At 61.4% G+C, this 21,673-nt stretch carries 24 protein-coding genes and 1 riboswitch; of the genes, 13 read left to right on the forward strand and 11 right to left on the reverse strand.

The window, feature by feature from the left end:
* The first annotated feature begins 203 nt into the window (after positions 1-203).
* Both prfB and NE584_RS15835 read left to right on the forward strand, forming a co-directional pair.
* On the forward strand, positions 204-1,325 hold the full coding sequence (prfB, locus tag NE584_RS15830; protein WP_050622734.1) for a peptide chain release factor 2: 1,122 nt from the start codon (positions 204-206) through the stop codon (positions 1,323-1,325).
* Between the two features lie 155 nt (positions 1,326-1,480).
* Entirely contained in the window at positions 1,481-2,158 is a 678-nt protein-coding gene (locus NE584_RS15835) for a TIGR00266 family protein (RefSeq protein ID WP_050622733.1), read from the forward strand.
* 59 nt (positions 2,159-2,217) lie between these two features.
* On the opposite strand, the gene NE584_RS15840 is transcribed toward NE584_RS15835, so the two are convergent.
* The 5 genes from NE584_RS15840 to NE584_RS15860 form a co-directional block, all read right to left on the reverse strand.
* Complete coding sequence (locus tag NE584_RS15840) at positions 2,218-2,991, reverse strand: fumarylacetoacetate hydrolase family protein (protein ID WP_108979909.1); 774 nt, start codon at positions 2,989-2,991, stop codon at positions 2,218-2,220.
* Positions 2,992-3,401: 410 nt separating this feature from the next.
* A complete protein-coding gene (locus NE584_RS15845) occupies positions 3,402-4,640 on the reverse strand; it encodes a S1C family serine protease (RefSeq protein WP_108979908.1) in 1,239 nt (412 codons plus the stop codon).
* Positions 4,641-4,841: 201 nt separating this feature from the next.
* Entirely contained in the window at positions 4,842-6,278 is a 1,437-nt protein-coding gene (locus NE584_RS15850) for a cell wall metabolism sensor histidine kinase WalK (protein ID WP_256183223.1), read from the reverse strand.
* A gap of 14 nt (positions 6,279-6,292) precedes the next feature.
* Positions 6,293-6,997, reverse strand: coding sequence for a response regulator transcription factor (locus tag NE584_RS15855; RefSeq protein WP_082203642.1), 705 nt, complete (start codon positions 6,995-6,997; stop codon positions 6,293-6,295).
* 157 nt (positions 6,998-7,154) lie between these two features.
* A complete protein-coding gene (locus NE584_RS15860) occupies positions 7,155-8,339 on the reverse strand; it encodes a cation diffusion facilitator family transporter (RefSeq protein ID WP_256183224.1) in 1,185 nt (394 codons plus the stop codon).
* A 202-nt stretch (positions 8,340-8,541) separates the two neighbouring features.
* On the opposite strand from NE584_RS15860, the gene NE584_RS15865 reads away from it, so the two are divergent.
* Complete coding sequence (locus NE584_RS15865; protein ID WP_108979905.1) at positions 8,542-8,772, forward strand: PF20097 family protein; 231 nt, start codon at positions 8,542-8,544, stop codon at positions 8,770-8,772.
* A 78-nt stretch (positions 8,773-8,850) separates the two neighbouring features.
* Positions 8,851-9,258 carry a hypothetical protein gene (locus NE584_RS15870; RefSeq protein ID WP_256183226.1) on the forward strand — a complete coding sequence of 136 codons (408 nt, stop codon included), beginning with the start codon at positions 8,851-8,853 and terminating at the stop codon, positions 9,256-9,258.
* A 266-nt stretch (positions 9,259-9,524) separates the two neighbouring features.
* Here NE584_RS15870 and prmA read toward each other — a convergent pair whose 3' ends face one another.
* The 4 genes from prmA to NE584_RS15890 form a co-directional block, all read right to left on the reverse strand.
* Positions 9,525-10,481 (reverse strand): 50S ribosomal protein L11 methyltransferase, encoded by a 957-nt coding sequence (prmA, locus tag NE584_RS15875; protein WP_256183227.1) that lies wholly within the window; start codon positions 10,479-10,481, stop codon positions 9,525-9,527.
* A gap of 35 nt (positions 10,482-10,516) precedes the next feature.
* Complete coding sequence (locus NE584_RS15880) at positions 10,517-11,389, reverse strand: DegV family protein (RefSeq protein WP_050622725.1); 873 nt, start codon at positions 11,387-11,389, stop codon at positions 10,517-10,519.
* Between the two features lie 60 nt (positions 11,390-11,449).
* Positions 11,450-11,983, reverse strand: a complete 534-nt coding sequence (locus NE584_RS15885; protein WP_050622724.1) for a DUF1836 domain-containing protein — start codon at positions 11,981-11,983, stop codon at positions 11,450-11,452.
* Between the two features lie 68 nt (positions 11,984-12,051).
* A complete protein-coding gene (locus NE584_RS15890; protein ID WP_050622723.1) occupies positions 12,052-12,975 on the reverse strand; it encodes a putative ABC transporter permease in 924 nt (307 codons plus the stop codon).
* Between the two features lie 197 nt (positions 12,976-13,172).
* Here NE584_RS15890 and NE584_RS15895 point away from each other — a divergent pair, with 197 nt between their 5' ends.
* The 7 genes from NE584_RS15895 to NE584_RS15925 all read left to right on the forward strand — a co-directional run bounded on the left by NE584_RS15895 (position 13,173) and on the right by NE584_RS15925 (position 17,126).
* The gene (locus NE584_RS15895; RefSeq protein WP_050622722.1) at positions 13,173-13,667 is read left to right on the forward strand and encodes a MarR family winged helix-turn-helix transcriptional regulator; all 495 of its coding nucleotides are present in this window, start codon (positions 13,173-13,175) and stop codon (positions 13,665-13,667) included.
* 2 nt (positions 13,668-13,669) lie between these two features.
* A complete protein-coding gene (locus NE584_RS15900) occupies positions 13,670-14,515 on the forward strand; it encodes a DegV family protein (protein WP_108979902.1) in 846 nt (281 codons plus the stop codon).
* A 342-nt stretch (positions 14,516-14,857) separates the two neighbouring features.
* A complete protein-coding gene (locus tag NE584_RS15905) occupies positions 14,858-15,232 on the forward strand; it encodes a GntR family transcriptional regulator (RefSeq protein ID WP_108979901.1) in 375 nt (124 codons plus the stop codon).
* Positions 15,233-15,236: 4 nt separating this feature from the next.
* Positions 15,237-16,097 carry an ABC transporter ATP-binding protein gene (locus tag NE584_RS15910; protein ID WP_256183228.1) on the forward strand — a complete coding sequence of 287 codons (861 nt, stop codon included), beginning with the start codon at positions 15,237-15,239 and terminating at the stop codon, positions 16,095-16,097.
* Positions 16,094-16,744 carry an ABC-2 transporter permease gene (locus NE584_RS15915; protein WP_050622718.1) on the forward strand — a complete coding sequence of 217 codons (651 nt, stop codon included), beginning with the start codon at positions 16,094-16,096 and terminating at the stop codon, positions 16,742-16,744. Before NE584_RS15910 ends, NE584_RS15915 begins: the two co-directional genes overlap by 4 nt.
* A 1-nt stretch (position 16,745) precedes the next feature.
* Positions 16,746-16,910 carry a hypothetical protein gene (locus tag NE584_RS15920; protein WP_256183229.1) on the forward strand — a complete coding sequence of 55 codons (165 nt, stop codon included), beginning with the start codon at positions 16,746-16,748 and terminating at the stop codon, positions 16,908-16,910.
* An 87-nt stretch (positions 16,911-16,997) separates the two neighbouring features.
* A complete protein-coding gene (locus NE584_RS15925) occupies positions 16,998-17,126 on the forward strand; it encodes a hypothetical protein (protein ID WP_256183230.1) in 129 nt (42 codons plus the stop codon).
* A gap of 87 nt (positions 17,127-17,213) precedes the next feature.
* Here the strand turns inward: NE584_RS15925 and NE584_RS15930 are convergent, their stop codons facing one another.
* Together NE584_RS15930 and NE584_RS15935 are read right to left on the reverse strand one after the other, a co-directional pair.
* Positions 17,214-18,974 carry a Na+/H+ antiporter NhaC family protein gene (locus tag NE584_RS15930; protein WP_108979899.1) on the reverse strand — a complete coding sequence of 587 codons (1,761 nt, stop codon included), beginning with the start codon at positions 18,972-18,974 and terminating at the stop codon, positions 17,214-17,216.
* 146 nt (positions 18,975-19,120) lie between these two features.
* Positions 19,121-19,290, reverse strand: a riboswitch (Lysine riboswitch).
* Positions 19,291-19,379: 89 nt separating this feature from the next.
* Positions 19,380-19,802 carry a PaaI family thioesterase gene (locus tag NE584_RS15935; RefSeq protein ID WP_157954667.1) on the reverse strand — a complete coding sequence of 141 codons (423 nt, stop codon included), beginning with the start codon at positions 19,800-19,802 and terminating at the stop codon, positions 19,380-19,382.
* Positions 19,803-19,933: 131 nt separating this feature from the next.
* Here NE584_RS15935 and NE584_RS15940 point away from each other — a divergent pair, with 131 nt between their 5' ends.
* Entirely contained in the window at positions 19,934-20,632 is a 699-nt protein-coding gene (locus NE584_RS15940; protein WP_050622714.1) for a hypothetical protein, read from the forward strand.
* A gap of 66 nt (positions 20,633-20,698) precedes the next feature.
* Positions 20,699-21,643, forward strand: coding sequence for an alpha/beta hydrolase (locus NE584_RS15945; RefSeq protein ID WP_256183231.1), 945 nt, complete (start codon positions 20,699-20,701; stop codon positions 21,641-21,643).
* Positions 21,644-21,673 lie beyond the last annotated feature (30 nt).

Here is a 21,673-nt window from a genome sequence, read left to right on the forward strand (position 1 = left end):
GGGCCGCCTCGCTGAGCGAGACGGCCCTTCCATTTGTCGAAGCAGAGGGAGAACGCCTCTGCACGGTGGGAGCGGCGGCGCAAAAAAACACTGGAATATCCGGTTTTTTCTTTACTTTCCAGCCGAGTTCAGATATAATAATTGGGCTTTGATTGGAATACTGCCCGTCAGGGCGGGAATTTGATGGAAAGAGTGAGGACCATATGCTCCAATTCGACGAATACAAGGTCAAGCTGAACAACCTGGCTCCCACCCTGGAGGAACTGGGAAAAGCCCTGGACCTGGAATCCGCCGAGCGGGAACTGGACATGCTCCAGGCGGAGAGCGCCGCCGACGGCTTCTGGAACAACCTGGAGAAGGCTCAGAAGGTGCAGCAGCGCATCAAGAATTTACAGGATAAGGTGGACAAGCAGAACAAGCGCCGCCGGGAGTGGGACGACCTGATGGCCCTGTGCGAGATGGGCAATGAGTTCGAGGACGAATCCCTGCTGCCCGAGCTTGAGGAGGGCTTCGCCCAGCTGGAGCGGGACATGGAGGAGGCGCGCTTACAGACCCTGCTCACTGGGGAGTATGACAGCTCCAATGTGATCCTGACCATCCACCCCGGTGCCGGCGGCACTGAGGCCCAGGACTGGGCCCAGATGCTCTACCGCATGTACACCCGCTGGACCGAGCGCCACGGCTTTACCTATCAGATCATGGACTACCAGGAGGGGGACGAGGCGGGCATCAAGTCGGCCACCATCATGGTGGAGGGGGAGAACGCCTACGGCTACCTGAGAGGGGAGCACGGCGTCCACCGTCTGGTTCGGGTATCTCCCTTTGATGCCAACGCCCGGCGGCAGACCTCCTTCGCCTCAGTGGAGGTCATGCCTGACCTGCCCGAGGATGTGGAGGTGGATATCCGCCCCGAGGACATCGAGATGCAGGTCTACCGGGCCAGCGGCGCCGGCGGCCAGCACGTCAACAAGACCTCCTCCGCCGTGCGCCTGATCCACAAGCCCACCGGTATCGTGGTGGCCTCTCAGCAGGAGCGCTCCCAGTTCCAGAACAAGGACAACTGTATGAAGATGCTCCGGGCCAAACTGGTGGAGCTGCAGATGCAGGAGAAGGCGGACAAGATATCCGACCTGAAGGGGGTCCAGCTGAAAATCGAATGGGGCAGCCAGATCCGCTCCTATGTGTTCATGCCCTACCAGATGGTAAAGGACAACCGCACCGCCTATGAGACCAGCAACATCAACGGCGTGATGGACGGGGACCTGGACGGGTTCATCAACGCCTACCTTACCGCTGAGGCCACCGGGAACTGGGCGGAGAAATGACCAACGGAACGGCCGGGGACAGAAGGGCGGGCCGCGGGAGGAGACTTCCGCGGCCCGCTTTTTTATAGTTGCCGCCAAGGAGTGGATACGCTATACTGGAGGCGGCCCCCAGGAGCGGGGAAAAGAGACTGATCGATCAGAAAGGCGGGAAAACCATGCAGTATCAAATCACAGGAGAACCCATGCCGGTGGTGATCTGCCAGCTGGCCAGCGGAGAGAGCATGATCACAGAGAAGGGGTCCATGGTCTGGATGAGCCCCAACATAGAGATGCAGACCTCGGCGGGCGGCATCGGCAAGGCCTTCGGGAGGATGTTTTCCGGCGAGTCCATATTTCAGAATATCTATACCGCCCGGGGCGGCGCGGGGATGATCGCCTTTGCCTCCAGCTTCCCCGGTTCCATCCGGGAGGTGGAGGTCATGGACGACCGCCCGATGGTGGTGCAGAAGGCCGGCTTCCTGGCAGCGGAGGAGGGGGTGGAGCTGTCCATCTTCTTCCAGAAGAAAACGGGCGCCGGATTTTTCGGCGGCGAGGGCTTCATCATGCAGAAGCTGTCCGGCCGTGGCAAGGCTTTCGTGGAGATCGACGGCTCTGCGGTGGAGTACGAGCTGAAGGCGGGGGAGAAGATGGTGGTAGACAGCGGAAACCTGGCCATGATGGACGCAACCTGCTCCATTGATATCCAGACGGTGAAGGGCGTCAAAAACGTCCTCTTTGGCGGTGAGGGGCTGTTCAACACCGTGGTCACCGGCCCGGGGCGCATCGTGCTCCAGACTATGCCCATCAATAATTTTGCGGCGGCGGTGGCGTCTGTCCTGCCCAGCAGCAAGTAAACAAGGAGCAGAAAAATCGCTCTTCCGGACTCAAAGGTCTGGGAGAGCGATTTTTCTGCTCACAGGGGTTCGGCGGCTACCGGATTGATGAGAGAGCCGATGCCCTGGATGCGCATCTCCATCACGTCGCCGGGATGGACCGGACTGACACCGGAGGGGGTGCCGGTGAAGATCACGTCGCCAGGTTCCAGGGTGAGGGCCTGAGAGAGATAGCTCACCAGGTGGAAGGGGTCAAAGATGAGATTGCGGGTGTTGGAGTGCTGCTTCCGCTCCCCGTTGACAAAGCTCTCGATCTCCAGCCCGGCCCGGGGGTCCACATCGGTGACGATACAGGGACCGATGGGGCCGAAGGTATCAAAGCCCTTGCACAGCGCCCACTGCCCGGTGGGGGACTGGAGATCCCGGGCGGTGACGTCGTTGCCCACGGTGTAGCCCAGAATATAGTCCGGGGCCTGCTCCGGGGTGACATGGCGGGCATGCCGGCCAATGACCACTACCAGCTCCGCCTCATACTCTACCTGCCGGGTCAGGGCACGGGGATAGAGGACCTTCTGCCCATGGGCGGCCAGGCAGCTGGGCGGCTTAAGGAAGATGTTTGGGTCGGTGGGAATGGGGGTGTGGAACTCCTCGGCGTGATCCCGGTAGTTGAAGCCCACCGCCAGCATCTTGCCGGGAGAGCAGGGGGGCAGGAGCTTCAGACCGTCCAGGAGAAAACCCTCTCCGGTCTCCTCCCACCAGCCAAACAGGTCACCGGACAGGGTGTAGACCACGTCGTCCTCCACGCGGCCATAGGTGGGGCCGTCCGGCCCCAGAAAACGGATGAATTTTGCCATCTTGCATTACCTCCCGCACTCAGAATGAAGGATGCTTCCTGCTTCTAGTGTACTCCGGACGGAGAAAAAAGGCAAGTGGAAAGGAAGATGCTCCGGGCACGGCGGACAAGGGGACAAAAGTGCGTCTCCCGGATCGGGAGACGCACTCGGCTTTTCGAAAGCTTTTTTCAGGGACAGATGTTTCAGGATCAGACAGGGGAGTTCGAGGGGGCGGCAGCCCGCCTCGAATGAGATCACATCCTCCGCAGCCTTTGTACGTCAAGGGCTGCGGCGAGCAAAGCGAGGACTTTTCCGCCCCAGAGCGGGCGGAAAAGTAGCGGGATGCATGCTGTGGAAAACGTCCATGGAGGATTTCCACACAGAATAAGCGTATCTCCCGGACCGGGAGACGCGCTTGGGCGGGGACAGAGTCAGAAGTCGTCCTGATCCATCAGAGTGACGGTGAACTCCAGGTGCTCCCCGCCCCGCAGGACCTCCAGGAGCAGGGAGTCGCCCACGTCCAGGGTGCGCTTGATCCGCTCCAGGTCGGCGAAGGTCTGGACCTGCTGCCCGTTGGCCGCCACGATGATATCCTGGGGCTGAATGCCCTGCCGGTGGCAGTCGCTGTCCGGATCTACCTCCTCCACCACCAGACCGCCGTTCTCCCCCTGGCCCCGGCGTACGATGATCCCCAGGGAGGGGCGGGTGACCGGCGCTCCAGCGATGAGGCGGTCCACCACCTGCTTGACCCGGGTGGTGGGGATGGCGAAGCCCAGCCCCTCGGCAGAGCCGTCGTCTGCCACGATCTTGATGGTGGTCACCCCCACCACCTGGCCCCGATCATTGAGCAGGGCGCCCCCGGAGCTGCCGTAGTTGATGGCTGCGCTGGTCTGGAGGAGGTACATGGTGGTCCCTTCCACTGATACCGGCTGATCCAGGGCAGATACGATGCCCGGCGTGATGGTGGAGCGGTAGCCCATGGGGTTGCCGATGGCGGAGACGGGGTCTCCGCTGCGGAGCAGGGTGTCATCGCCAAATTGGGCGGGGGTGAGGCCGGAGGCGTCGATCTTCAGCACCGCCAGATCCTCCAAAGGCTCGAAGCCCACCAACTGGGCGGACCAGAGCGAGTCGTCGGAGAGGGTGACGTTGACCTGTTCGGCGCCGGCGATGATATGGGCGTTGGTAACGATATATCCGTCGGCAGTGAGTACGATCCCAGTACCGGTAGAGACCATTCCGGCGCTGTATGCGGTCAAGGCCGCAATGGAGGGGGCGGCCTTTTCATAGACCTGGGTGTAGGTCAGCGCCTCACCGGAGGGGGGAGTGATGGAGAGGATGACGCCGGTGCCGGTCTCCGCCTGCGGAATGGAGGGGGGCGCGGAGAGGTCCTCCTCCTGCTCCCAGCTGCTGTATCCCGGGTCGGACCCAGAGGGGACGGGGTCCGCGGAACGGGGGGCGAGGCCGCCATTGAACAAGACTGCAAGGGCGGTGAGGGAGACGATCAAAGCCAGCGCGATGAGAAAGCCGATCCGACCGCTGTGGCGGCGTTGGGGCGGCCTGGGAGGACGGTATTTCTGGGGCGGGATCACCACGGCAGGCGGCGGGGAGAAGGGGCGGGCAGGCTGCTCCCAGGGGCCGCCCTGCCAGAGCCCATCGCTTCGATTGTCCATAGAAGAAACCTCCCCGCGCCCTGGGGCGCTCAGTTCAGTGTGAAGATTCCTGCTCGGAGCAGGGGGACATGGGGGCGAAGGGCCGCCCGCACGCCCTTCCAGTCAAAGAATATGCCGCAGGGGGGACAAACATACGCGGCCGGACGAAAGGGGCCCGCGCCGCAGGCCCAAAGAAAACGTCACAGAGGAGCCTGGAAGAACTCAGGCGAGGGTGAGGGTGAAGGTAAAGTTGGTGACACCGTCCTCACTGGTCACGGTGATGTTTTCTTTTAGATTGCCCAAAATGGTCTTGACGATATACAGACCCAGGCCCACGCCCTCCCGGTCCATGCTTCTGGAGTAGTCCGCCTTGTGGAAGCGGTCAAAGAGGAGAGAGAGCTCGTCTGGGGGGATGGTGGCCCCCAGATTGCGGATGGAGGTGTACGCCTTGCCGTCCTTTTTGGTGATCTGGACCGTGATGGTGGTCCCCTTGGCGGCAAATTTGGCGGCGTTGTCCAGCAGGTTGTAGCACACCTGGGTCACCGAATCCGGGTCGCCCCACACCTTCAGGGGCTCGTCCGGCATTTTAACGTCCACATCCAGGTCACGTCCGGTGATCTTGCCCTCCAGGCTGACCAATACCTGGGAGACGGTCTCCGTGAGGTCGAACTGCTCCTGAGCGGTGATGTTCTCCGTCAAAGCATTGAGGCGGGACAGGTCCAGCATCCGCCGCACCAGCCGGGACAGGCGGCGGGTCTCAGAGACGATGATCTCCAGGGAGTCCCGCTCCCGCTCCGGGGGGATGGTGCCGTCCAGGATGCCCTCCGCAAAGCCGGAGATGGTGGTCATGGGGGTCTTGAGCTCGTGGGAGACATTGGCGATGAACTCGCTGCGCTGGGTCTCCACCTTGGACAGGGAGGCGGCCATGGAGTTGAAAGCCTCCGCCAGGGTGCCCACCTCGTCGCACCGGTTCTCATAGCCTGTGACCCGCACGTCGAACTCCCCCTGCCCAAATTTCCGGGCGGCCTCTGCCATCTCGTTCAGCGGACGGACCTGATGGGAGGAGGTGATGGAACTGGCAATCACGGCGATGAGCAGCACCGTCACAGCGGTAAAGAAAAAGATGGTGGCGGTGGCACGCCACATCTCGGAGACGCTGGAAGTATCGGAGGAGACCAGCACCAGCCCCTGAGGAGTGGTGGCTCCGCCGAAGATGATGCCGAAGGGGTAGGCGGCCAGATACCGCTTCTCGGAGTAGATGCCGTCCAGGTTAGTCAGGCCGTTGTAGGAACCGCTGGACAGCACCTGCTGGAGGACCCGCTGAGGGATGCGGCTGTCGGTGTAATTGGACAGGTCGGAGGAGCTGCCGCCGGAGGCATAGATGATATCCCCGTCCACATCGGAGAGCAGCACGTTGGAGTCGGAGACAGAAGCCAGGGTAGCCACATAGCTGCGGAAGTAGACATCCAGGCTCCCAGACTGCTGGATATATTCGGAAGTAAAGGAGGCGATATAGTCGGCGTTGCGCTCCATGGCGTCCCGCTTTTCTGCGATGATATAGCGGTAGGAGAGCATCATGAAAGCGGCGGACAGCATGAAAAAGGAGAGAAAGACGATGGCCACCATCATGAACAGCTGGCGCTTATACAGGCTTTTCAAGGCAAACACCTGCCTCAGCCGGGCGTCCCGGCGGGGGAGACCTCGAACTTGTAGCCCACGCCCCAGACCGTTTTCAGACGCCACTGGTCGCTGACCCCCTCCAGCTTCTCCCGCAGGCGCTTGATATGCACGTCCACAGTGCGGGAGTCTCCGAAGTAGTCAAAGCCCCACACCTCATCCAGCAGTTGGTTGCGGGTGAATACCCGGTTGGGGGAGGAGGCCAGGTGGAACAGCAGCTCCAGCTCCTTGGGCGGGGTGTCCACCGGCTGGCCGTTGACGATCAGCTCATAGGAGTCCAGATTGATGACCAGCTTGTCAAAGGCCAGCTTTTTGGCGCCCCCCTCCTCCTCGCCGCCGGCGGTGCGCCGCAGCACAGCGTGGATGCGGGCCAGGACCTCCTTCATCTCAAAGGGCTTGACAATATAATCGTCCGCACCCATTTCCAGGCCGGAGACCTTGTCGCTGGTCTCCCCTTTGGCGGTGAGCATGATGACGGGCACCTTGCTGCTCTCCCGGATCTTTTTCAGTACGGACCAGCCATCCATTACCGGCAGCATGATGTCCAGCAGCACCAGGTCGGGCTGGAAAGCCCGGAACTGCTCCACCCCCTTGCCGCCGTCCTTGGCCACCAGGGGCTCAAAGCCCTCTTTTTCCAGGTAGAGGTTCAGAAGCTCCGCAATGTTGCTGTCGTCCTCTACGATCAGAACTTTTTTTGCCATCATCAGCACCGCCTTTTCCATGTTTCGGGGAAGAGACAGGGCGCTCCCCAAAGTTTATCCTGTGACCGGGAGCGCGTGCCACGGCCCCGCATCACACCGTTCTCCTTCTATTATAAGGGATTTTGCCCCTCTTGGGTGAATTTTTTGTAAATATCCCTCAGTTTTGGACGCTCCGCTGATCGATATAGGAGTGATCCACCTGGATCACCGGGTAGTAGTGATCGGACAGGGCTCGGATCGACCGGGTGAGCTGCTCCAGCACCTGCTGGTCGGTGAGGCGGAAGCCATAGGGGACCACCACGTCAAAGATCAGGTTGGTGTGGAGCGGACCAGCCGTGATGCGGAAATCGTGGATGGTGAGGACCGGGTCCAGCTCCTGAGTGAGCCGGGTCACCTGGTCCCGCAGGGCCAGGGTGCGCTCGTCATTGACCACCGGGTCCACGTGGATGACGGTCTCGATGTGGTGGCGCTCCTTCAGTTCCCGTTCGATGTGGTCCACTACGTCGTGGATCTCCAGCAGGTCGCAGCCGGCGGGGACCTCCACGTGGAAGGACATCATGGCCCGCCCGGGGCCGTAGTCATGGTAGACTAGGTCGTGGATGTTGAGGATGTGGGGGTGGGACAGGACCAGCCGGTCGATATCGGCGGCCAGCGAGGGGTCCATGGGGCGGCCCAGCAGAGGGTCCAGGGTCTCCCTGGCAGAATCCCACCCAGTCTTCAGGATGAACACTGCCACCAGCAGGCCGGCGAAGCCGTCCACCTGGACATGGAGGAAGTGAGAGATCAGAGTGGACAGGAGAACGACCCCAGTGGAGACGGAGTCGGAGAGGGAGTCTGCTGCGGTGGCCTCCATGGCGGCGGAGCCGATGCGGCGGCCAAGGGTCCGGTTGAAGAAGAACATCCACAGCTTTACCAGGATGGAGAGGAAGAGAATGACCACCGCCATCCAGGAGAAGGTGGTGACTTCCGGGGAAAAGATCTTCTCCAGGGAGGACTTGCCGATCTCCACCCCCATCAGAAGGATGGCCAGGGCCACCACCAGACCGGTGAGGTACTCCATCCGCCCGTGGCCGAAGGGGTGCTCTTGGTCGGCGTCCTGTCCGGCCAGCCGGAACCCCACCAGGGTGATGACGGAGGAGGCAGCATCAGACAGGTTGTTGAAGGCATCGGCCACCACGGCAATGGAGCCGGTGGCCAGGCCGGAGAGGAGCTTGCCCAGAAAGAGCAGGGCATTGAGCGCGATGCCCACGCCCCCGGACACAGAGCCGCACCGCTGACGGACCTGGGGGTCTCCGGGATCCGCACCGGAGGGGAGCAGAAGACGAATGAGAAACGCGGTCACGGGGACTCCTCCTGTCATTTCGGAATTTTATTATTATCCCACATCTGGAAGGAGCAGTCAAGAAAAAGGAGGTGGGGACCCTTTTTACTTCGGGACTGATGGGCTCCAACTCCATCGATTTTACTATACATTGAACAGAGCAGAAAACTATGATAAAATAGACAGAAAATAAATTCCCAATTTGCCTAGGAGGAAGTAGTATATGAAATGTTTAGATTGTGGAATGGAAATGGAACAAGGAACTGTTGAAGGCATTGGACAAAGTGGTGGACATTGGTATGAATTTACTTCTAATGAAGAAAAGAAAAAATGTGGGCTAAAAGGTTTTTTTACCCGAAAAACTATCAGCGTAGAAACTTCTGTTCTTGAAAAAACTGCATGGTACTGTCCTAAATGTAAGAAGATTTTAATGTGGATGGACAGCAACGAATAATATAAATCCTGATTTAACAGAGGAGCATGGTAGTATGAAAAAAACAATAGCTTTGATATCCTTACTGGTTTTAATGCTTTGGCTGGTCGGCTGCAACAAAAAACGGTCAATATCAACTTTCCATTTGAGGTTGGAGATGTTGAAACCATTGAACTGTACCGCTATGCGGGAGCGCCCGTTTCAGCAGAAAAGAAAGTTGTTGATGCAGAAGAAACTATAAAAGACCTGTATGATATGTTCGAGGGGCTGACCTTAGAACTCAAAGAAGTAGAAGAAACCACAGGAGCAAAGATAACCAGTTTTAGATTTAATCTATCCGACGGAACGACCTACGAATTGATTTATGGCTGCTATGGAGTAAAGACTGGCAATCTAAAATCCTCAACAGGTAATTTTGAATACTTTACGAGTGCAGACATTGGAGCTTATTGGAGCGATATTGACCTTGAAGCAGTTGCCGTTGAAGAAAGCGAGCTGCCGAAGTAAGCTGCCTCGTTTTAATTTTTGGACTGGGCTTGTATTGAAAAAGTGCATACTAAATTTTCATCATCAGTGTGTTGGTATGTGCCTTTTGAGGTTTGCAGCATGCAGGTCAAACATAGACTAGGGAAAAGCTCCACCTGTTCAAGGGTGGAGCTTTTTCTGTGTATTTCGGCGAATAAAGCGTTGGGCAGGCCTAAATAAGTCCAAATGAGACAAAGGAAAAGCATGTGTCGCCAACCGCCCGCGACGGGGGAGCGGGGAGGGGGAGATCAGCCCCGGGGGGAGGGGCAGCGGGCCTCCAGGGCCACCCAGCCGTTCTTCTCCCGCCGGCCGGTGAGGGTCAGCCCCTGGCGGATCAGGGCCTCCTCCACCTCGTGAGCGCGGGTGTCGATGATGCCGGAGCACAGGAACACCCCATCCTCCGCCAGCAGAGCGGGGACCTGAGCGGACAGGGGGATGATCACGTCGGCCACGATGTTGGCCAGCACCAGATGATAGCGCTGACAGGCCAGCTGGGCGGCCAGCGCCCGGTCGGAGAGGATATCTCCCGCCCGGACGGTATAGCGGTCCCGGCCGATGCCGTTGAGGGCGGCATTCTCATAGGCCACATCCACCGCTTTGGGGTCGATGTCCACCGCGGCGGCGGTGCTGGCACCCAAGCACAGAGCAGCGATGGAGAGGATGCCGCTGCCGCAGCCCAGGTCCAGCACGGGCCGGCCGGTGAGGGTGTGCTCCTCCACCCCCTCCAGGCAGAGCTGGGTGGACGCGTGGGAGCCGGTGCCGAAGGTGAGGCCGGGGTTAAGGTACAGGGGGCTGCGGCCCTCTGGAACGGGCTCATCCCGCATCCACTCGGGTACCACATAGAGGCGCCGGCCGACCTCCAGAGGTTTATAGTACTTCTGCCAGCTGTACGCCCAATCGTTGTCCGTCAGGGGGGTGACGGTGTACTCCACGTCCAGGCCACGTGTGTACTGCTCCAGCTGGACCCGGCCGGCCCCGTCGTCGGTGACGTAGAACTTCACCCGGGTGACGCCCCGCATCCGGTCCATCAGCTCCTGGTCCACATAGTCCCAGTACTGCCGGTTCTGCTCCAGAAACTGCTGGAACTCCCCCTCATCCTCGATGACCAGCCCGGTCATGCCCGCGGCGGTCAGCTTGGCGGTCACCTCGTCCAGGCGGTCCGGGGTGGTGTTGACGGCCACTTCCAGCCATTTGATCTCGTCCATGGAGACGCTCCTTTGTGATGAAAATAGAAGTTGGCTCAGCGCTGAGTGCCCAGATAAAACAGAGCCAGGGTGCCGGGGCCGGAGTGGGCGCCGATGACGGGGCCCACATAGTTGATGCGGATGTCCTGGGTGCCGAAGCGCTCCCGGACCATCTGGGCCACGGCCTCCGCGTCCTCCAGGCAGTCGCCGTGGCTGATGAAGACGGTCTGTTTCCCCGCCTCGGTGACGGTCTTTTCCATCTTGTCTACCAGGGCCTTCAGGGAGGACTGCCGGCCCCTGGCCTTGCCGATGTTGATGAGGTGCCCCTCGTCGTCCACGTGGAGCACAGGCTTGATCTGGAGCATGGAGCCCACCACGGCGGTGGTGGCGGAGATGCGCCCGCCCCGCTTGAGGAAGTGCAGGTCATCCACCGTGAACTGGTGGCAGAGGGAGAGCTTGTTGGCCTCGGCCCAGTCCCGGACCTCCTCGATGGTGCGGCCCTTCTTCCGCTCCTGGGCGGCGTACCACACAAGCAGCCCCTGGCCCAGGGAGGCGCACAGGGTGTCCACAGTGTACAGCTTCCGCTCTGGGTACTTCTCACTCAGCTCCTCCACCGCCAGCTTGGAGGACTGGAAGGTGGCCGACAGACCGGAGGAGAAAGCCAGTACCAGCACGTCCCGGCCAGCCTGGAGCAGGGGCTCGATGGCCTCCACATACTGGTTCATGTTGACTGCGGCGGTGGTAGCCACCTCGCCGGCACGGAGGCGCTGGTAGAAGAGATGGGGGTCCATCTCCCGGTTGTCGGGGTAGTTGTGGTAATCGGCCCCGCCGATGGTGAAAGTGAGGGGAAGTACCTGCACGTCCGCAGCCTGGGCCATCTCTCCGCTCAGGTCGGCGGAGGAGTCGGTGAGAATGATGAAGTCGGACATAAGATTGACCTCCTGATATTTGAACTGGAGCGGTGCCGCTCCGAAGGGATCGCGATGAGATCACTTTTTTGCCTTTTTTGGGGCCTCCTCGCACGGGGGCTGGAGGATATCCAGGATGCGTGCACAGGCCAGCTGGCTGGCATAGCTGCGCAGGGCCAGGTCCAGGGCCAGGCGGGGCAGGTCCTCGGGGGCGGCCTGGGGTGGCAGGGATTGGGCGGTCTCATTCAGCGCCCGGTCCAGGGCCTGGAGGAAGTAGGCGTACAGCTCCTCCGGCGGCTTCTCCCGCTTTTCCCCAGCGGAGATGAGCACCTTCATGTCCCGCACGGAGAGCACCCGCTTCAGGGCGCACACGGCGGTGAGGTAGCCCAGATGGATGGGACCGTACCGCTTCCCGTCCGCCCGGGGGACCAGACCGTCCTTGATATAGTTGTTGACCATGGCAGAGGTGAGGACCTCGCCGTCGTCGAAATGGATCAGCTGGCGGGGCATGTAGGAGATGATCTGATCCATGTAAAGGGCCAGATCAGGCAGCTCCGCCCAGGGGGTGGGACGCTCCTGTTCCAGCCGCTGCTTCAGGTCCAAAAGCTCATCCAAGGGAGAGCCCCCTTTCAAAAGTGGTTATCGTTAGTATATCACAAAATAACAGATACTGCAAAGGAAGATCACACAGACCCGCCTTTTTTCTCCTGACGCTCCTTCTGACGCTGGCGCAGCCGCTCCAGGGCCTGCTTGTGGTCGATGGAGCGCATCTGGGGGAAAGCCCGCAGCAGGCGGCGTTGACCGAAGGTGTGGCGGTCCAGCAGCTCGCTCAGGGATTTGCGCAGCTGTTCCAGCTCCTCCAGACGCTGGGCCCGGCGCAGCGCCAGATCCAGCTGATATTCGCTGCGCTGCTCGGCCAGCTCCTCTTTCCAACTGGCCAGATCCTCCATCAGGTCCTCACGCCGGTCGGCCAGGGACTCCTTCCAGTCCGCACCTTTCTCGGCTGCGTCCAGCACCCGGTCAGCCAAATTTTCGCCCAAATCATTGGAGAGAGCCTTGATACGGCCGGCCAGCTCGTCGATTTGGCCCAGGCTGCGGTTGATCCGGGCGATGGTGCGCACGGTGGCGGTCAGGTCCACCGCCATGACGGAGACGAAGCAGGCCAGCAGGACCAGGCCCAGGGTGTGGGGGATGTGGCGGATAAGCCATAGCACCGAGGGGTGGATGATCTCCATCACCAGCAGGCAGGCCAGCCCCCAGGCCAGGGAGAAGCGCAGGCAGATATAGCCGCCCAGGTTGAAAGGCTCGTTGGTGTAGTCCCACCAGCGCTGATGGAAAAGCTTCTCCAGCGCGAAGCCAACCCCCAGTTCCAGCAGGGAAGTGAGGAGCACCGAGCCCAGAAAGAGCAGGAGTGTGTTCTCCATAAGAGGGGTGAGGCAGAGGACCACGATGACCACGCCAAAGCCGTAGATGGGACAGACCGGGCCGTTGAGAAAGCCGCGGTTGACAAATTTACCGGTGTTCAGGGCGAAAAAGCAGACCTCCAGGCACCAGCCGAGAAAGGAATAAATAAAAAAGATCCATAAAAACAAATAAAAAGAATGCAAAAGATACCTCCTGCCCTCAGGCTGCGTGGGATGCGTCCATGTCTGTCTATTAAGAAGTATAGCCGATTTGCCGGGGAAAGTCCAGAAAATTTGTGGGAATACTTGACAGGACGAAAAGGACAGAGTAAAATAATTAGAACTTCAAACTATTTGAAATTCAAAGAAAAATACTTGCCGGCGGAGAGGGGGAGAGCCCGGTGACAGCGGAGCAGGAGCGCTATTTCAAGAGCTTTTTGGACCACATGTTCGACCATATCATGGATCTGGAGGAGCGGGCCCTGCACCACGTGGGGGCGGATGACCTCTCCGTGCGGGAACTGCACGTGCTGGATGCAGTGGGGGAGCGGATGGCGGACGGCCGCAACACCATGACAGGCATCGCCGACGGCCTCTCCATCCAGGTCAGTTCGCTGACGGTAGCGGTGAACACTCTGGTGCGGAAGGGATACCTGGTCCGGGAGAGGGAGAACCGGGACCGACGGGTGATACGGGTCCTGCTGACTGAGAAGGGGGCGGAGGCCAGCCGGGTCCATACCCAGTTCTATGGCCGGGTAGTCCACCGGGTATGCAGCCGTTTGAATGAGGAGGAGTCCCAGGTGCTGGTCCAGTGCCTGCGTCAGCTGGACGAGCTGTTCGACTCGTTGAAGCGGCCGGGGAAGACCGGCGTCAGTGAAAAAAAGGGAGGTTCTTGACCATGTCCGTTCAGATCCTGACCGACAGCACATCCGATATCCTGCCGGAAGAGGCGGAGCAGAAGGGGGTGCGAGTGGTCCCGCTGCTGGTGAACTTCGGGGAGGAGGCCTTCCGGGAGAATGTGGAGATCACCCACCAGGAGTATTTTCGACGGCTGGCCCAGGCGGAGAGCCTGCCGACCACCAGCCAGCCCACCCCCCAGGACTTCCTGGCCCATTTTGAGCAGGTACGGGACGCGGGGGACAGCCTGGTGTGTGTGCTGCTGGCTTCCAAGCTCAGCGGCACTTTCCAGAGCGCTCAGCTGGCCAAGGAGCTCAGCGGCTACGACGAGATCTATATCGTGGACTCCCAGCAGGCCCTGTGCGGGCTGCGAATGCTGGTAGACTTTGCCTGCGTGCTGCGGGATGAGGGGCTGTCCGCACGGGAGATCGCGGAGCAGGTGGAATCCGCCAGCCACCGGGTGCGCCTGTTCGGCATCGTGAACACCCTGGAGTATCTGCATAAGGGGGGACGCCTGCCCGCCTCCATGGCGGTGGTGGGGACGCTGCTGAAGGTGAAGCCCCTCATCACCCTGCGGGAGGGAGAGGTGGGCATCCTGGGCAAGGGCCTGGGGGTCAAGAACGGCCTGGACAACCTGCTGAAGCTGATGGGGGACGAGATCCATCCTGAGCCCCGTCTGCCCCTGTACTTTGGATATACCCAGACCCACAACCTCTGTGACCAGCTGCGGGAGCGGGTGGTGGAGAAGTATCACCCGGCCCGGGTGGAGCAGAATTCTGTGGGGGCTGTGGTGGGTACCCATGTGGGCCCCGACGGAGCCGTAGTGGTCTACCTGGATCAGGAATAATATTTTGCGGGATTGCGGAAAAAGCCGCCCCTTTCGCCAGCTTGGCGGAGGGGGCGGCTTTCGCTGTTCCCTGCAGGCCTGCATCTCCATGGAAGGCCGCCCCCCTCATTTATGGAGGTATGCGCCGTGCCGCCTTTCCCGAGAGGAGGCCTTTCGGGCGGCCCACAATTTTTTCAAAAAAATAGGGCCGGCCTATTGACAAAAGGAAAATGACTGTTATACTGTGTATATAGTATATATACAATATGACCCGAGAGAAAGGATAAGCGCTCCCCTGGGCGGTCCGGCGGCGGTCCGGACGCCGCACGCCTGGTCTGGCGGGGTGCTTATAAGGTGCCGCAAGTGGACATCATCATCAGTAATTCCAGCGGAAAGCCGATCTACGAACAGATCACGGACCAGGTCAAGGAGCAGATCATGGCAGGCGCGCTGGCGGCAGGGGACGCCCTGCCTTCCATGCGCCTGCTGGCCAAGGAGCTGCGGATCTCCGTCATCACCACCAAGCGGGCCTATGAGGAGCTGGAGCGGGACGGATTCCTGGAGAATGTGCCGGGAAAGGGGTGCTTTGTAGCCCCTCAGAACCGGGAGCTGCTGCGGGAGGCCCAGCTGCGCCGGGTGGAGGAAAAGCTCACCCAGGCCATCGAAGAGGCCCGACGCGGGGCGGTGTCTCTGGAGGAGCTGAAGGAAATGCTGACAGAGCTGTATCAAGAGGTGTAAAGCGATGGAAAACATCATTGTCGCAGAGGGACTGCGGAAGGAATACGACGGATTTGCCCTGGAGGATGTCTCCTTCCGGGTCCCCGGCGGAGCCATCATGGGGCTGATCGGGGAAAACGGGGCGGGCAAGACCACCACCATCAAATGCCTGCTGAACCTGGTCCGGCGGGACGCCGGGACCGTCACCCTGCTGGGGATGGATGATCTGGAGGGGGAGAAGGAGATCAAGCAGGATGTGGGAGTAGTGCTGGACGAGTGCTTCTTCCATGACAGCCTGCGGGCAAAGGACGTAGGCGTCATTCTGGCGCCGGTGTACCGGGGTTGGGACGAGGAGCTCTACCGCCGGTATCTGAAGAAATACAAACTGCCGGAGAAAAAATTTATCAAGGAATACTCCCGGGGCATGAAAATGAAGCTGTCCCTGGCGGCGGCCCTGGCCCACCGACCCCGGCTGCTGATCCTGGACGAGGCTACCGCGGGGCTGGACCCGGTGGTGCGGGATGAGATCCTGGACGAGTTCCAGGGCTTTATCGAGGACGAGGAGCACGCGATCCTTATTTCCAGCCATATCACCAGCGACCTGGAGAAGATCGCAGACTATATCACCTACATCCACCAGGGCCGCGTGGTGCTCTCGGACAGCAAGGACGCCATTCTGGAGCACTATGCCAAGCTGGGCTGCACCCAGGCCCAGCTGCGGGACATCCAGCCCGGAGATCTGGTGCGGGTGCGGAAGGGCAGCTTCGGCTGTGAAGCGCTGGTACGGGACCGGGCGGCCTTTGCCCGGAAATACCCCGGCCTGATGCTGGACCGGGTGACGCTGGAGGATATCATGCTCTTGATCGGAAAGGGGGAGTTGGCATGACCGGCCTGATGATGAAGGATGCCCTTGTGATGCGGAAGACCCTGAGGCTCTATGCCCTGTTCCTGTTGTTCTACTCCGGATTGGCCGTGCTGGGCGTTTTCCCCATGTCCATGGCCCTGGCTATGGTGGAGGTGATCGTGATGGTGCTTCCCATCTCCAGCTTCAGCTATGACGAGGCGGCGAAGTGGGACCGGTACGCAGCTGTGCTGCCCGTGGGACGTACCGCTGTGGTAAAGGCCCGGTATCTCTTCCTGCTGCTGGTGCTGCTGGCGGCGGCGGCCATCGGGCTGGTGGGGAGCATCCTGGCCTCCCTGCTGGCACGGGAGGATCTGGGGGAGCTGCTGGCCACCCTGCTGGTCTCTATGGGTTTAGGGCTGATGATCGCGGACATTATGCTGCCGGTGGTCTATCAGCTGGGGCCGGAGCGGGCCCGGCCTTGGATGTATGTCATCATTTTTGCCCCTATCGTGGTGTTGCTGGGGGGCGCCAAGCTGGGCCTCTTCGATGGGATAGACCTGTCCTGGCTGGATCAGCTGCCCGAGCTTGCTGTCCTGGGGGTCTTTGCCCTGGTGCCATTGGTGCCCCTGGTGGGGATGCTCCTGTCCTGCTGGATCTCCTGCAGGATCTACGCCAGGAAGGAGTTCTGAGGTGGACTGGGCGCGGGCGTCCCTGTGGGGCGGAAAGGCGCTGGGGCTGGCGCTGGCTCTCCTCTGTCTTACCAGGAGCATTGAGCCGGACGGTCCGGCGGCCTGGGGAATAGCGGCCGGGGGTGTCCTCCTGATCCTCTGGGGCGGGGGCCGGGGCGGAAAATGAGCGCGCCGGAACGGCGGGCCCCTTGCGCCCGGCCCGGACCCCGTGGTACAATAAAAGGAGAATACAGGGAAAGGGAGCGTGAGCGCCGTGACGACACAGGAGGCGATCCGAGAGCTGCAGAATATCCGCCAGTACTGCGCGGCCAAGTCCATCCCAGCGGTGGATTTTGCCCTCAAAGTGCTTCGGGAGAAGCTGGAGCAGGAGGAAAAACAGTAAAAAGACAGGAAAAAGCCCCGGCATCCGAAAATGCGGATGCCGGGGCTTTTCACTTGAGGGAAATAAGATGGCCGGAAAAGAGCTGGGTCATGCGGCGCGGTGGGACTGGCCGGGGGAGAGCTGCTTCATGATAAACAGGAAAGCCAGCATGAGTACGATGCCCACAGGCAGGGCAATGAAGGGGGTCTGCACGAAACCGGCCACAATATAAGTGACAAAGGAGATGACTGCACAGGAGATGGCGTAGGGAAGCTGCGTGGACACGTGGTTCACGTGGTCGCACTGAGCGCCGGCAGAGGCCATGATGGTGGTGTCAGAGATGGGGGAGCAGTGGTCGCCGCACACAGCGCCCGCCATGCAGGCGGAGATGCAGATGATGCCCAGGGGATTGTCCAGGGGGAAGACGTTCTGCACGATGGGGATCAGGATGCCGAAGGTGCCCCAGCTGGTGCCGGTGGCAAAGGCCAGGCCGCAGCCGATGAGGAACACAATGGCGGGCAGGAAGTTCTGCAGGCTCTCCGCATTGTTGTACACAAAATCACGGACAAAATATTTGGCGCCCAGGGAGTCGGTCATGGACTTCAGAGACCAGGCAAAGGTGAGGATGAGGATGGCGGGGACCATGGCCTTGAAGCCCTCAGGAACGCAGGACATCATCTCCTTGAAGGACATGGACCGGCGCACGGTGTAGTAGATCAGGGCGAAGAGCAGGCCGAAGGCAGAGCCGAACATCAGGCCCACGGAGGCGTCCGAATTGGAGAAGGCAGAGACAAAGTCGGTGCCGGAGAAGAAGCCGCCGGAGTAGATCATGCCGATGACGCAGCAGACGACCAGCACCGCGATGGGCAGCACCAGGTCCATGACCGTGCCCTTGGTGTCGTCGATCTCCTCATCCAGCATGGCATAGGGGTTGGAACCGGAGAAGAGGTCGTTGTTCTCAATGGCGTTGCGTTCGAACTTGGCCATGGGGCCGAAATCCACCTTCATCAGGACCAGACCCAGCATCATTACGATGGTGAGCAGGGCATAGAAGTTATAGGGGATGGCCCGGATGAACAGGGTCAGACCCTGGCCGTCCTCCGCAAAGCCGGAGACGGCGGCCGCCCAGGAAGAGATGGGGGCGATGATGCACACCGGGGCAGCGGTGGCGTCGATGATATAAGCCAGCTTGGCCCGGGACACATGATGCCGGTCGGTGATGGGGCGCATCACACTGCCCACGGTGAGGCAGTTGAAGTAATCGTCGATGAAGATCAGGCAGCCCAGCACGATGGAGGCCAGCTGAGCGCCCACCCGGCTCTTGATGTTCTTCTTGGCCCAGCGGCCGAAAGCGGCGGAGCCGCCCGCCTTGTTCATCAGGCACACCATGGTGCCCAGGATGACCAGGAAAATCAGGATGCCCACGTTGTAGCTGTCAGACAGGACGGAGACGATGCCGTCGCTGAACACGTGGACGAGGGTGCCCTCAAAGGCAAAGTTGGAGTAGAGCAGGCCGCCCACCAGGATGCCGATGAACAGGGAGGAGTAGACCTCCTTGGTGATCAGGGCCAGGGCGATGGCGATGACCGGGGGCAACAGGGAGAAGGCGGTGTTGTAAAAGCTGCTGGGGGACTGGACATAGCCGGTCCCGCCGCAGGTGGCACACACATTGGTCCCGCCGCAGGACTCGCACTGTGGGTCCAGGCCGTAGCACACCATACAGGCGGTGCTGGTGCCGCAGTCGGGACACTCGATCATCTTGCTGCCCGGCTCGTCGGTGGGGTTGGAGGCGAAGACGGAGGTGGTCAGGGCCAGCAGCAGCATGACCACCAGCACCGCCCGTGTGATCCAGGTGCGTCGCGTTCTCATAGAAATCGTTCCTTCCTTTCTTTTGATCCACACACATCCCAGCTGAAGCGGCGGTCAGACAAAAGAAAAGGCCATGGCGCGCGATCCCGGAGCGGCCATGGCGAAGGGGGGCGGTCTGGCGGCGAAAACAGGCCAGACGGCAGGCCCCCCTGGATAGCGCTCCACTTGCAGTGACAGTCCGGGGGATCTTCTCCCCCGGCCCAGGAGGGGACGCCCAGGCAGGCGGCCCGACCTTCGGCGGCGTTCCCTCTCCCCCGGGACGGCTGCCTGGCCTCTGTCCCGGCGTACGCATGAACGCCGCGCCTCTATCCGACACGATTCAGTTGGAAGTGCAAGTATCCTACCACGCCTCTGTCAAAAAGTCAAGGCATTTGACGGGCGGTTTGGGAAAAAACGAGAAAAAAGTCAGCTGTGGGACATGAAAAAGGTGAAAGTCCCGGTGGCCACGGTTTCACCGGACACATTGGTCAGCTCCACCTGGATGACGGAGAGGTGGTAGCCCATCTTCTTCGGGGTGGCAGTGCAGAAGATGCGGGGGCCATCGGCGGGGCGGAGGAACTCCATGGTGCTGCTGGAGGTGACGCAAAGCCCCCCTTTGGAACAGGCGCAGCACCCGCCCACTGTGTCCGCCAGGGTGGCCAGGGCGCCGCCATGGACCTTACCGTGGGGGTTGATGCTGTTGGGGCCCACCTCCAGCACCCCCTGGGCAAAGCCGGGCTCCACCCGGGTGACCAGAACGCCGCTCTCATAGGAGAACTGGTGGGGGGCATTGACCACGGAGTTGAGGTGGACTCCGGGCAGGTCGGCGTTGGAAGAAGAGAGAGACAAGGGAAACACTCCTTTTTCACAAAAAGTCTGAAAGAGGGGAAAACGGGGAGAGTTGTATCCATCCGCCCCTCCGGCGCATAGGATGGGGAGAATCCAGGCGGGCGCAGGCCCGAAATAAGGAGGGAGCGACTGTGGAACAGAGACAGACCGCCCCGGCCCAGGACACGGAGCGGGCGGTGGTGGATTTGGAGACCTTTGAGCGGGTCTGGCGCAGAGTGATGCCCAACCAGGACATGAGCCCCATCCAGGTGGGGGCGCCGACCGGGCCGGGGACCGGGGTGGAGCGGCAGGCGGAACGGATACCTGCCCCGGCGCAGCTCCAGAATCAGGATCAGGGGGCCGCCCCGGCGGCCCAGATCCAGAGCTCGGCGCAGCTCCAGCCCCAGAGCCAAGTTCCCGCTCCGGCGGAGCAGGCCGCTGGGCAGGTCCGGCAGCTGGAGGAGTTGATGGAAGGGGCCTGGATGGGCCACAGGATCTATCTGGAGCTGGCCCGGCGGGCCCGGGGCAGCGGGGCCCGGACCCTGAACGCCCTGGCGGCGGAGCAGCGCAGGACGGCCCAGCGGCTGGCGGCCTGCTGGTTCCTGCTCACCGGCGCCTGCTACCACTTCTCCAGCCCGCCCATCCCGCGGGTCTGCCCCCTGGCCGCAGCGCTGCGGGAACAGTTCCTGCAGGAGCAGAAGTGGAGACGGTTATGCCAGCGGGCGGCAGCGGAAGGGGACAGCACCGCCTGCGGGGGGCTGTATGAGACGCTGGACGGGCAGGCGGAGCACCGCATGGAGGCCATCCGATGCCTGCTGGAGCAGATGCAGCCCCTGCCCAGCGGGGGTTGACGGATGGAGAAAATCTGATAGACTTGAGGACCAGAGGGTATCTTAACACGAAAGAGGGCCGGTGTCATGTGTCAATTTCAACAGTTCCGATTTCCGTCCAGCGATGGGAGCAGCTCCTGCTACGCCGGGGCGTGGCTGCCCCCGGAGGAGCCTCGGGGCGTGGTGCAGATCGTACACGGGGTGGGGGAGCACATCGGCCGCTATGAGACAGCGGCCCGATTCCTGACCCGACAGGGCTTTCTGGTGTGCGGCGAGGACCACCTGGGACACGGGAACACGGTCCAAGACGGCCGCTACGGCGCCTTTGCCCCCCAGAACGGGTGGAAGCTGGTAGTGGCCGACATCGCCCGACTGCGCCGCATCCAGGGGGAGAAGCATCCGGGCGTCCCCTACTTCCTCCTGGGCCACTCCATGGGCTCTTTCCTCACCCGGACCTACCTCATCGACCATCCGGGGACGGTGGACGGAGCCATCCTGTCGGGGACCGGGCAGGAGCCCGCCCCCCTGGTGGCTTTCGGAAAGCTGCTGGCCGGACTGGAGTGCCGCCGGCTGGGGTATGACGGGGTGAGCCCGCTGGTGGACCGCCTCTCCCTGGGGGCCTATAACCGCAGGTTCCGGCCCAACCGGACCAGCGCGGACTGGCTCTCCCGGGATGAGGAGCAGGTGGACGCCTATCTGGCCGACCCGCTGTGCAGCCACAAGTCCAGCGTGTCCATGTTCCGGGACATGATGGGCGGTCTCCAGTACATTGCCCGCCGGGAGAACCTGGCGCGGATGGACCCGGACACGCCGGTCTATTTCTTCTCTGGGGACCAGGACCCGGTGGGCGGCATGGGAAAAGGGGTGCGCAAAGTGTACGCCATGTTCCAGGCGGCGGGCTGCCGGGACGTGACCCTGAAGCTGTATCCAGGCGGCCGACACGAGATGTTTAACGAGCTGGACCGGCAGCAGGTCTTTGACGACCTGCTGGCCTGGCTGGAGGTCCACATGCCCCGGGAGGGACGGGCGTAAAGAGACCGGGCGCGCCGCTCTGCGCGGCGC

The sequence above is a fragment of the Clostridium sp. DFI.5.61 genome (genome assembly GCF_024462915.1).
In the GTDB taxonomy this organism is placed as follows: Bacteria; Bacillota; Clostridia; order Oscillospirales; family Oscillospiraceae; genus Lawsonibacter; species Lawsonibacter asaccharolyticus.

Coding starts and splice junctions, on each gene's coding strand:
- NE584_RS15845 (WP_108979908.1), bottom strand. CDS start 4,640: ATGGACAATCGAAGCGATGGGCTCTGGCAGGGCGGCCCCTGGGAGCAG.
- prfB (WP_050622734.1), top strand. CDS start 204: ATGCTCCAATTCGACGAATACAAGGTCAAGCTGAACAACCTGGCTCCC.
- NE584_RS15900 (WP_108979902.1), top strand. CDS start 13,670: ATGTCCGTTCAGATCCTGACCGACAGCACATCCGATATCCTGCCGGAA.
- NE584_RS15910 (WP_256183228.1), top strand. CDS start 15,237: ATGGAAAACATCATTGTCGCAGAGGGACTGCGGAAGGAATACGACGGA.
- NE584_RS15915 (WP_050622718.1), top strand. CDS start 16,094: ATGACCGGCCTGATGATGAAGGATGCCCTTGTGATGCGGAAGACCCTG.
- NE584_RS15880 (WP_050622725.1), bottom strand. CDS start 11,389: ATGTCCGACTTCATCATTCTCACCGACTCCTCCGCCGACCTGAGCGGA.
- NE584_RS15840 (WP_108979909.1), bottom strand. CDS start 2,991: ATGGCAAAATTCATCCGTTTTCTGGGGCCGGACGGCCCCACCTATGGC.
- NE584_RS15865 (WP_108979905.1), top strand. CDS start 8,542: ATGAAATGTTTAGATTGTGGAATGGAAATGGAACAAGGAACTGTTGAA.
- NE584_RS15835 (WP_050622733.1), top strand. CDS start 1,481: ATGCAGTATCAAATCACAGGAGAACCCATGCCGGTGGTGATCTGCCAG.
- NE584_RS15945 (WP_256183231.1), top strand. CDS start 20,699: ATGTGTCAATTTCAACAGTTCCGATTTCCGTCCAGCGATGGGAGCAGC.
- NE584_RS15930 (WP_108979899.1), bottom strand. CDS start 18,974: ATGAGAACGCGACGCACCTGGATCACACGGGCGGTGCTGGTGGTCATG.
- prmA (WP_256183227.1), bottom strand. CDS start 10,481: ATGGACGAGATCAAATGGCTGGAAGTGGCCGTCAACACCACCCCGGAC.
- NE584_RS15855 (WP_082203642.1), bottom strand. CDS start 6,997: ATGGCAAAAAAAGTTCTGATCGTAGAGGACGACAGCAACATTGCGGAG.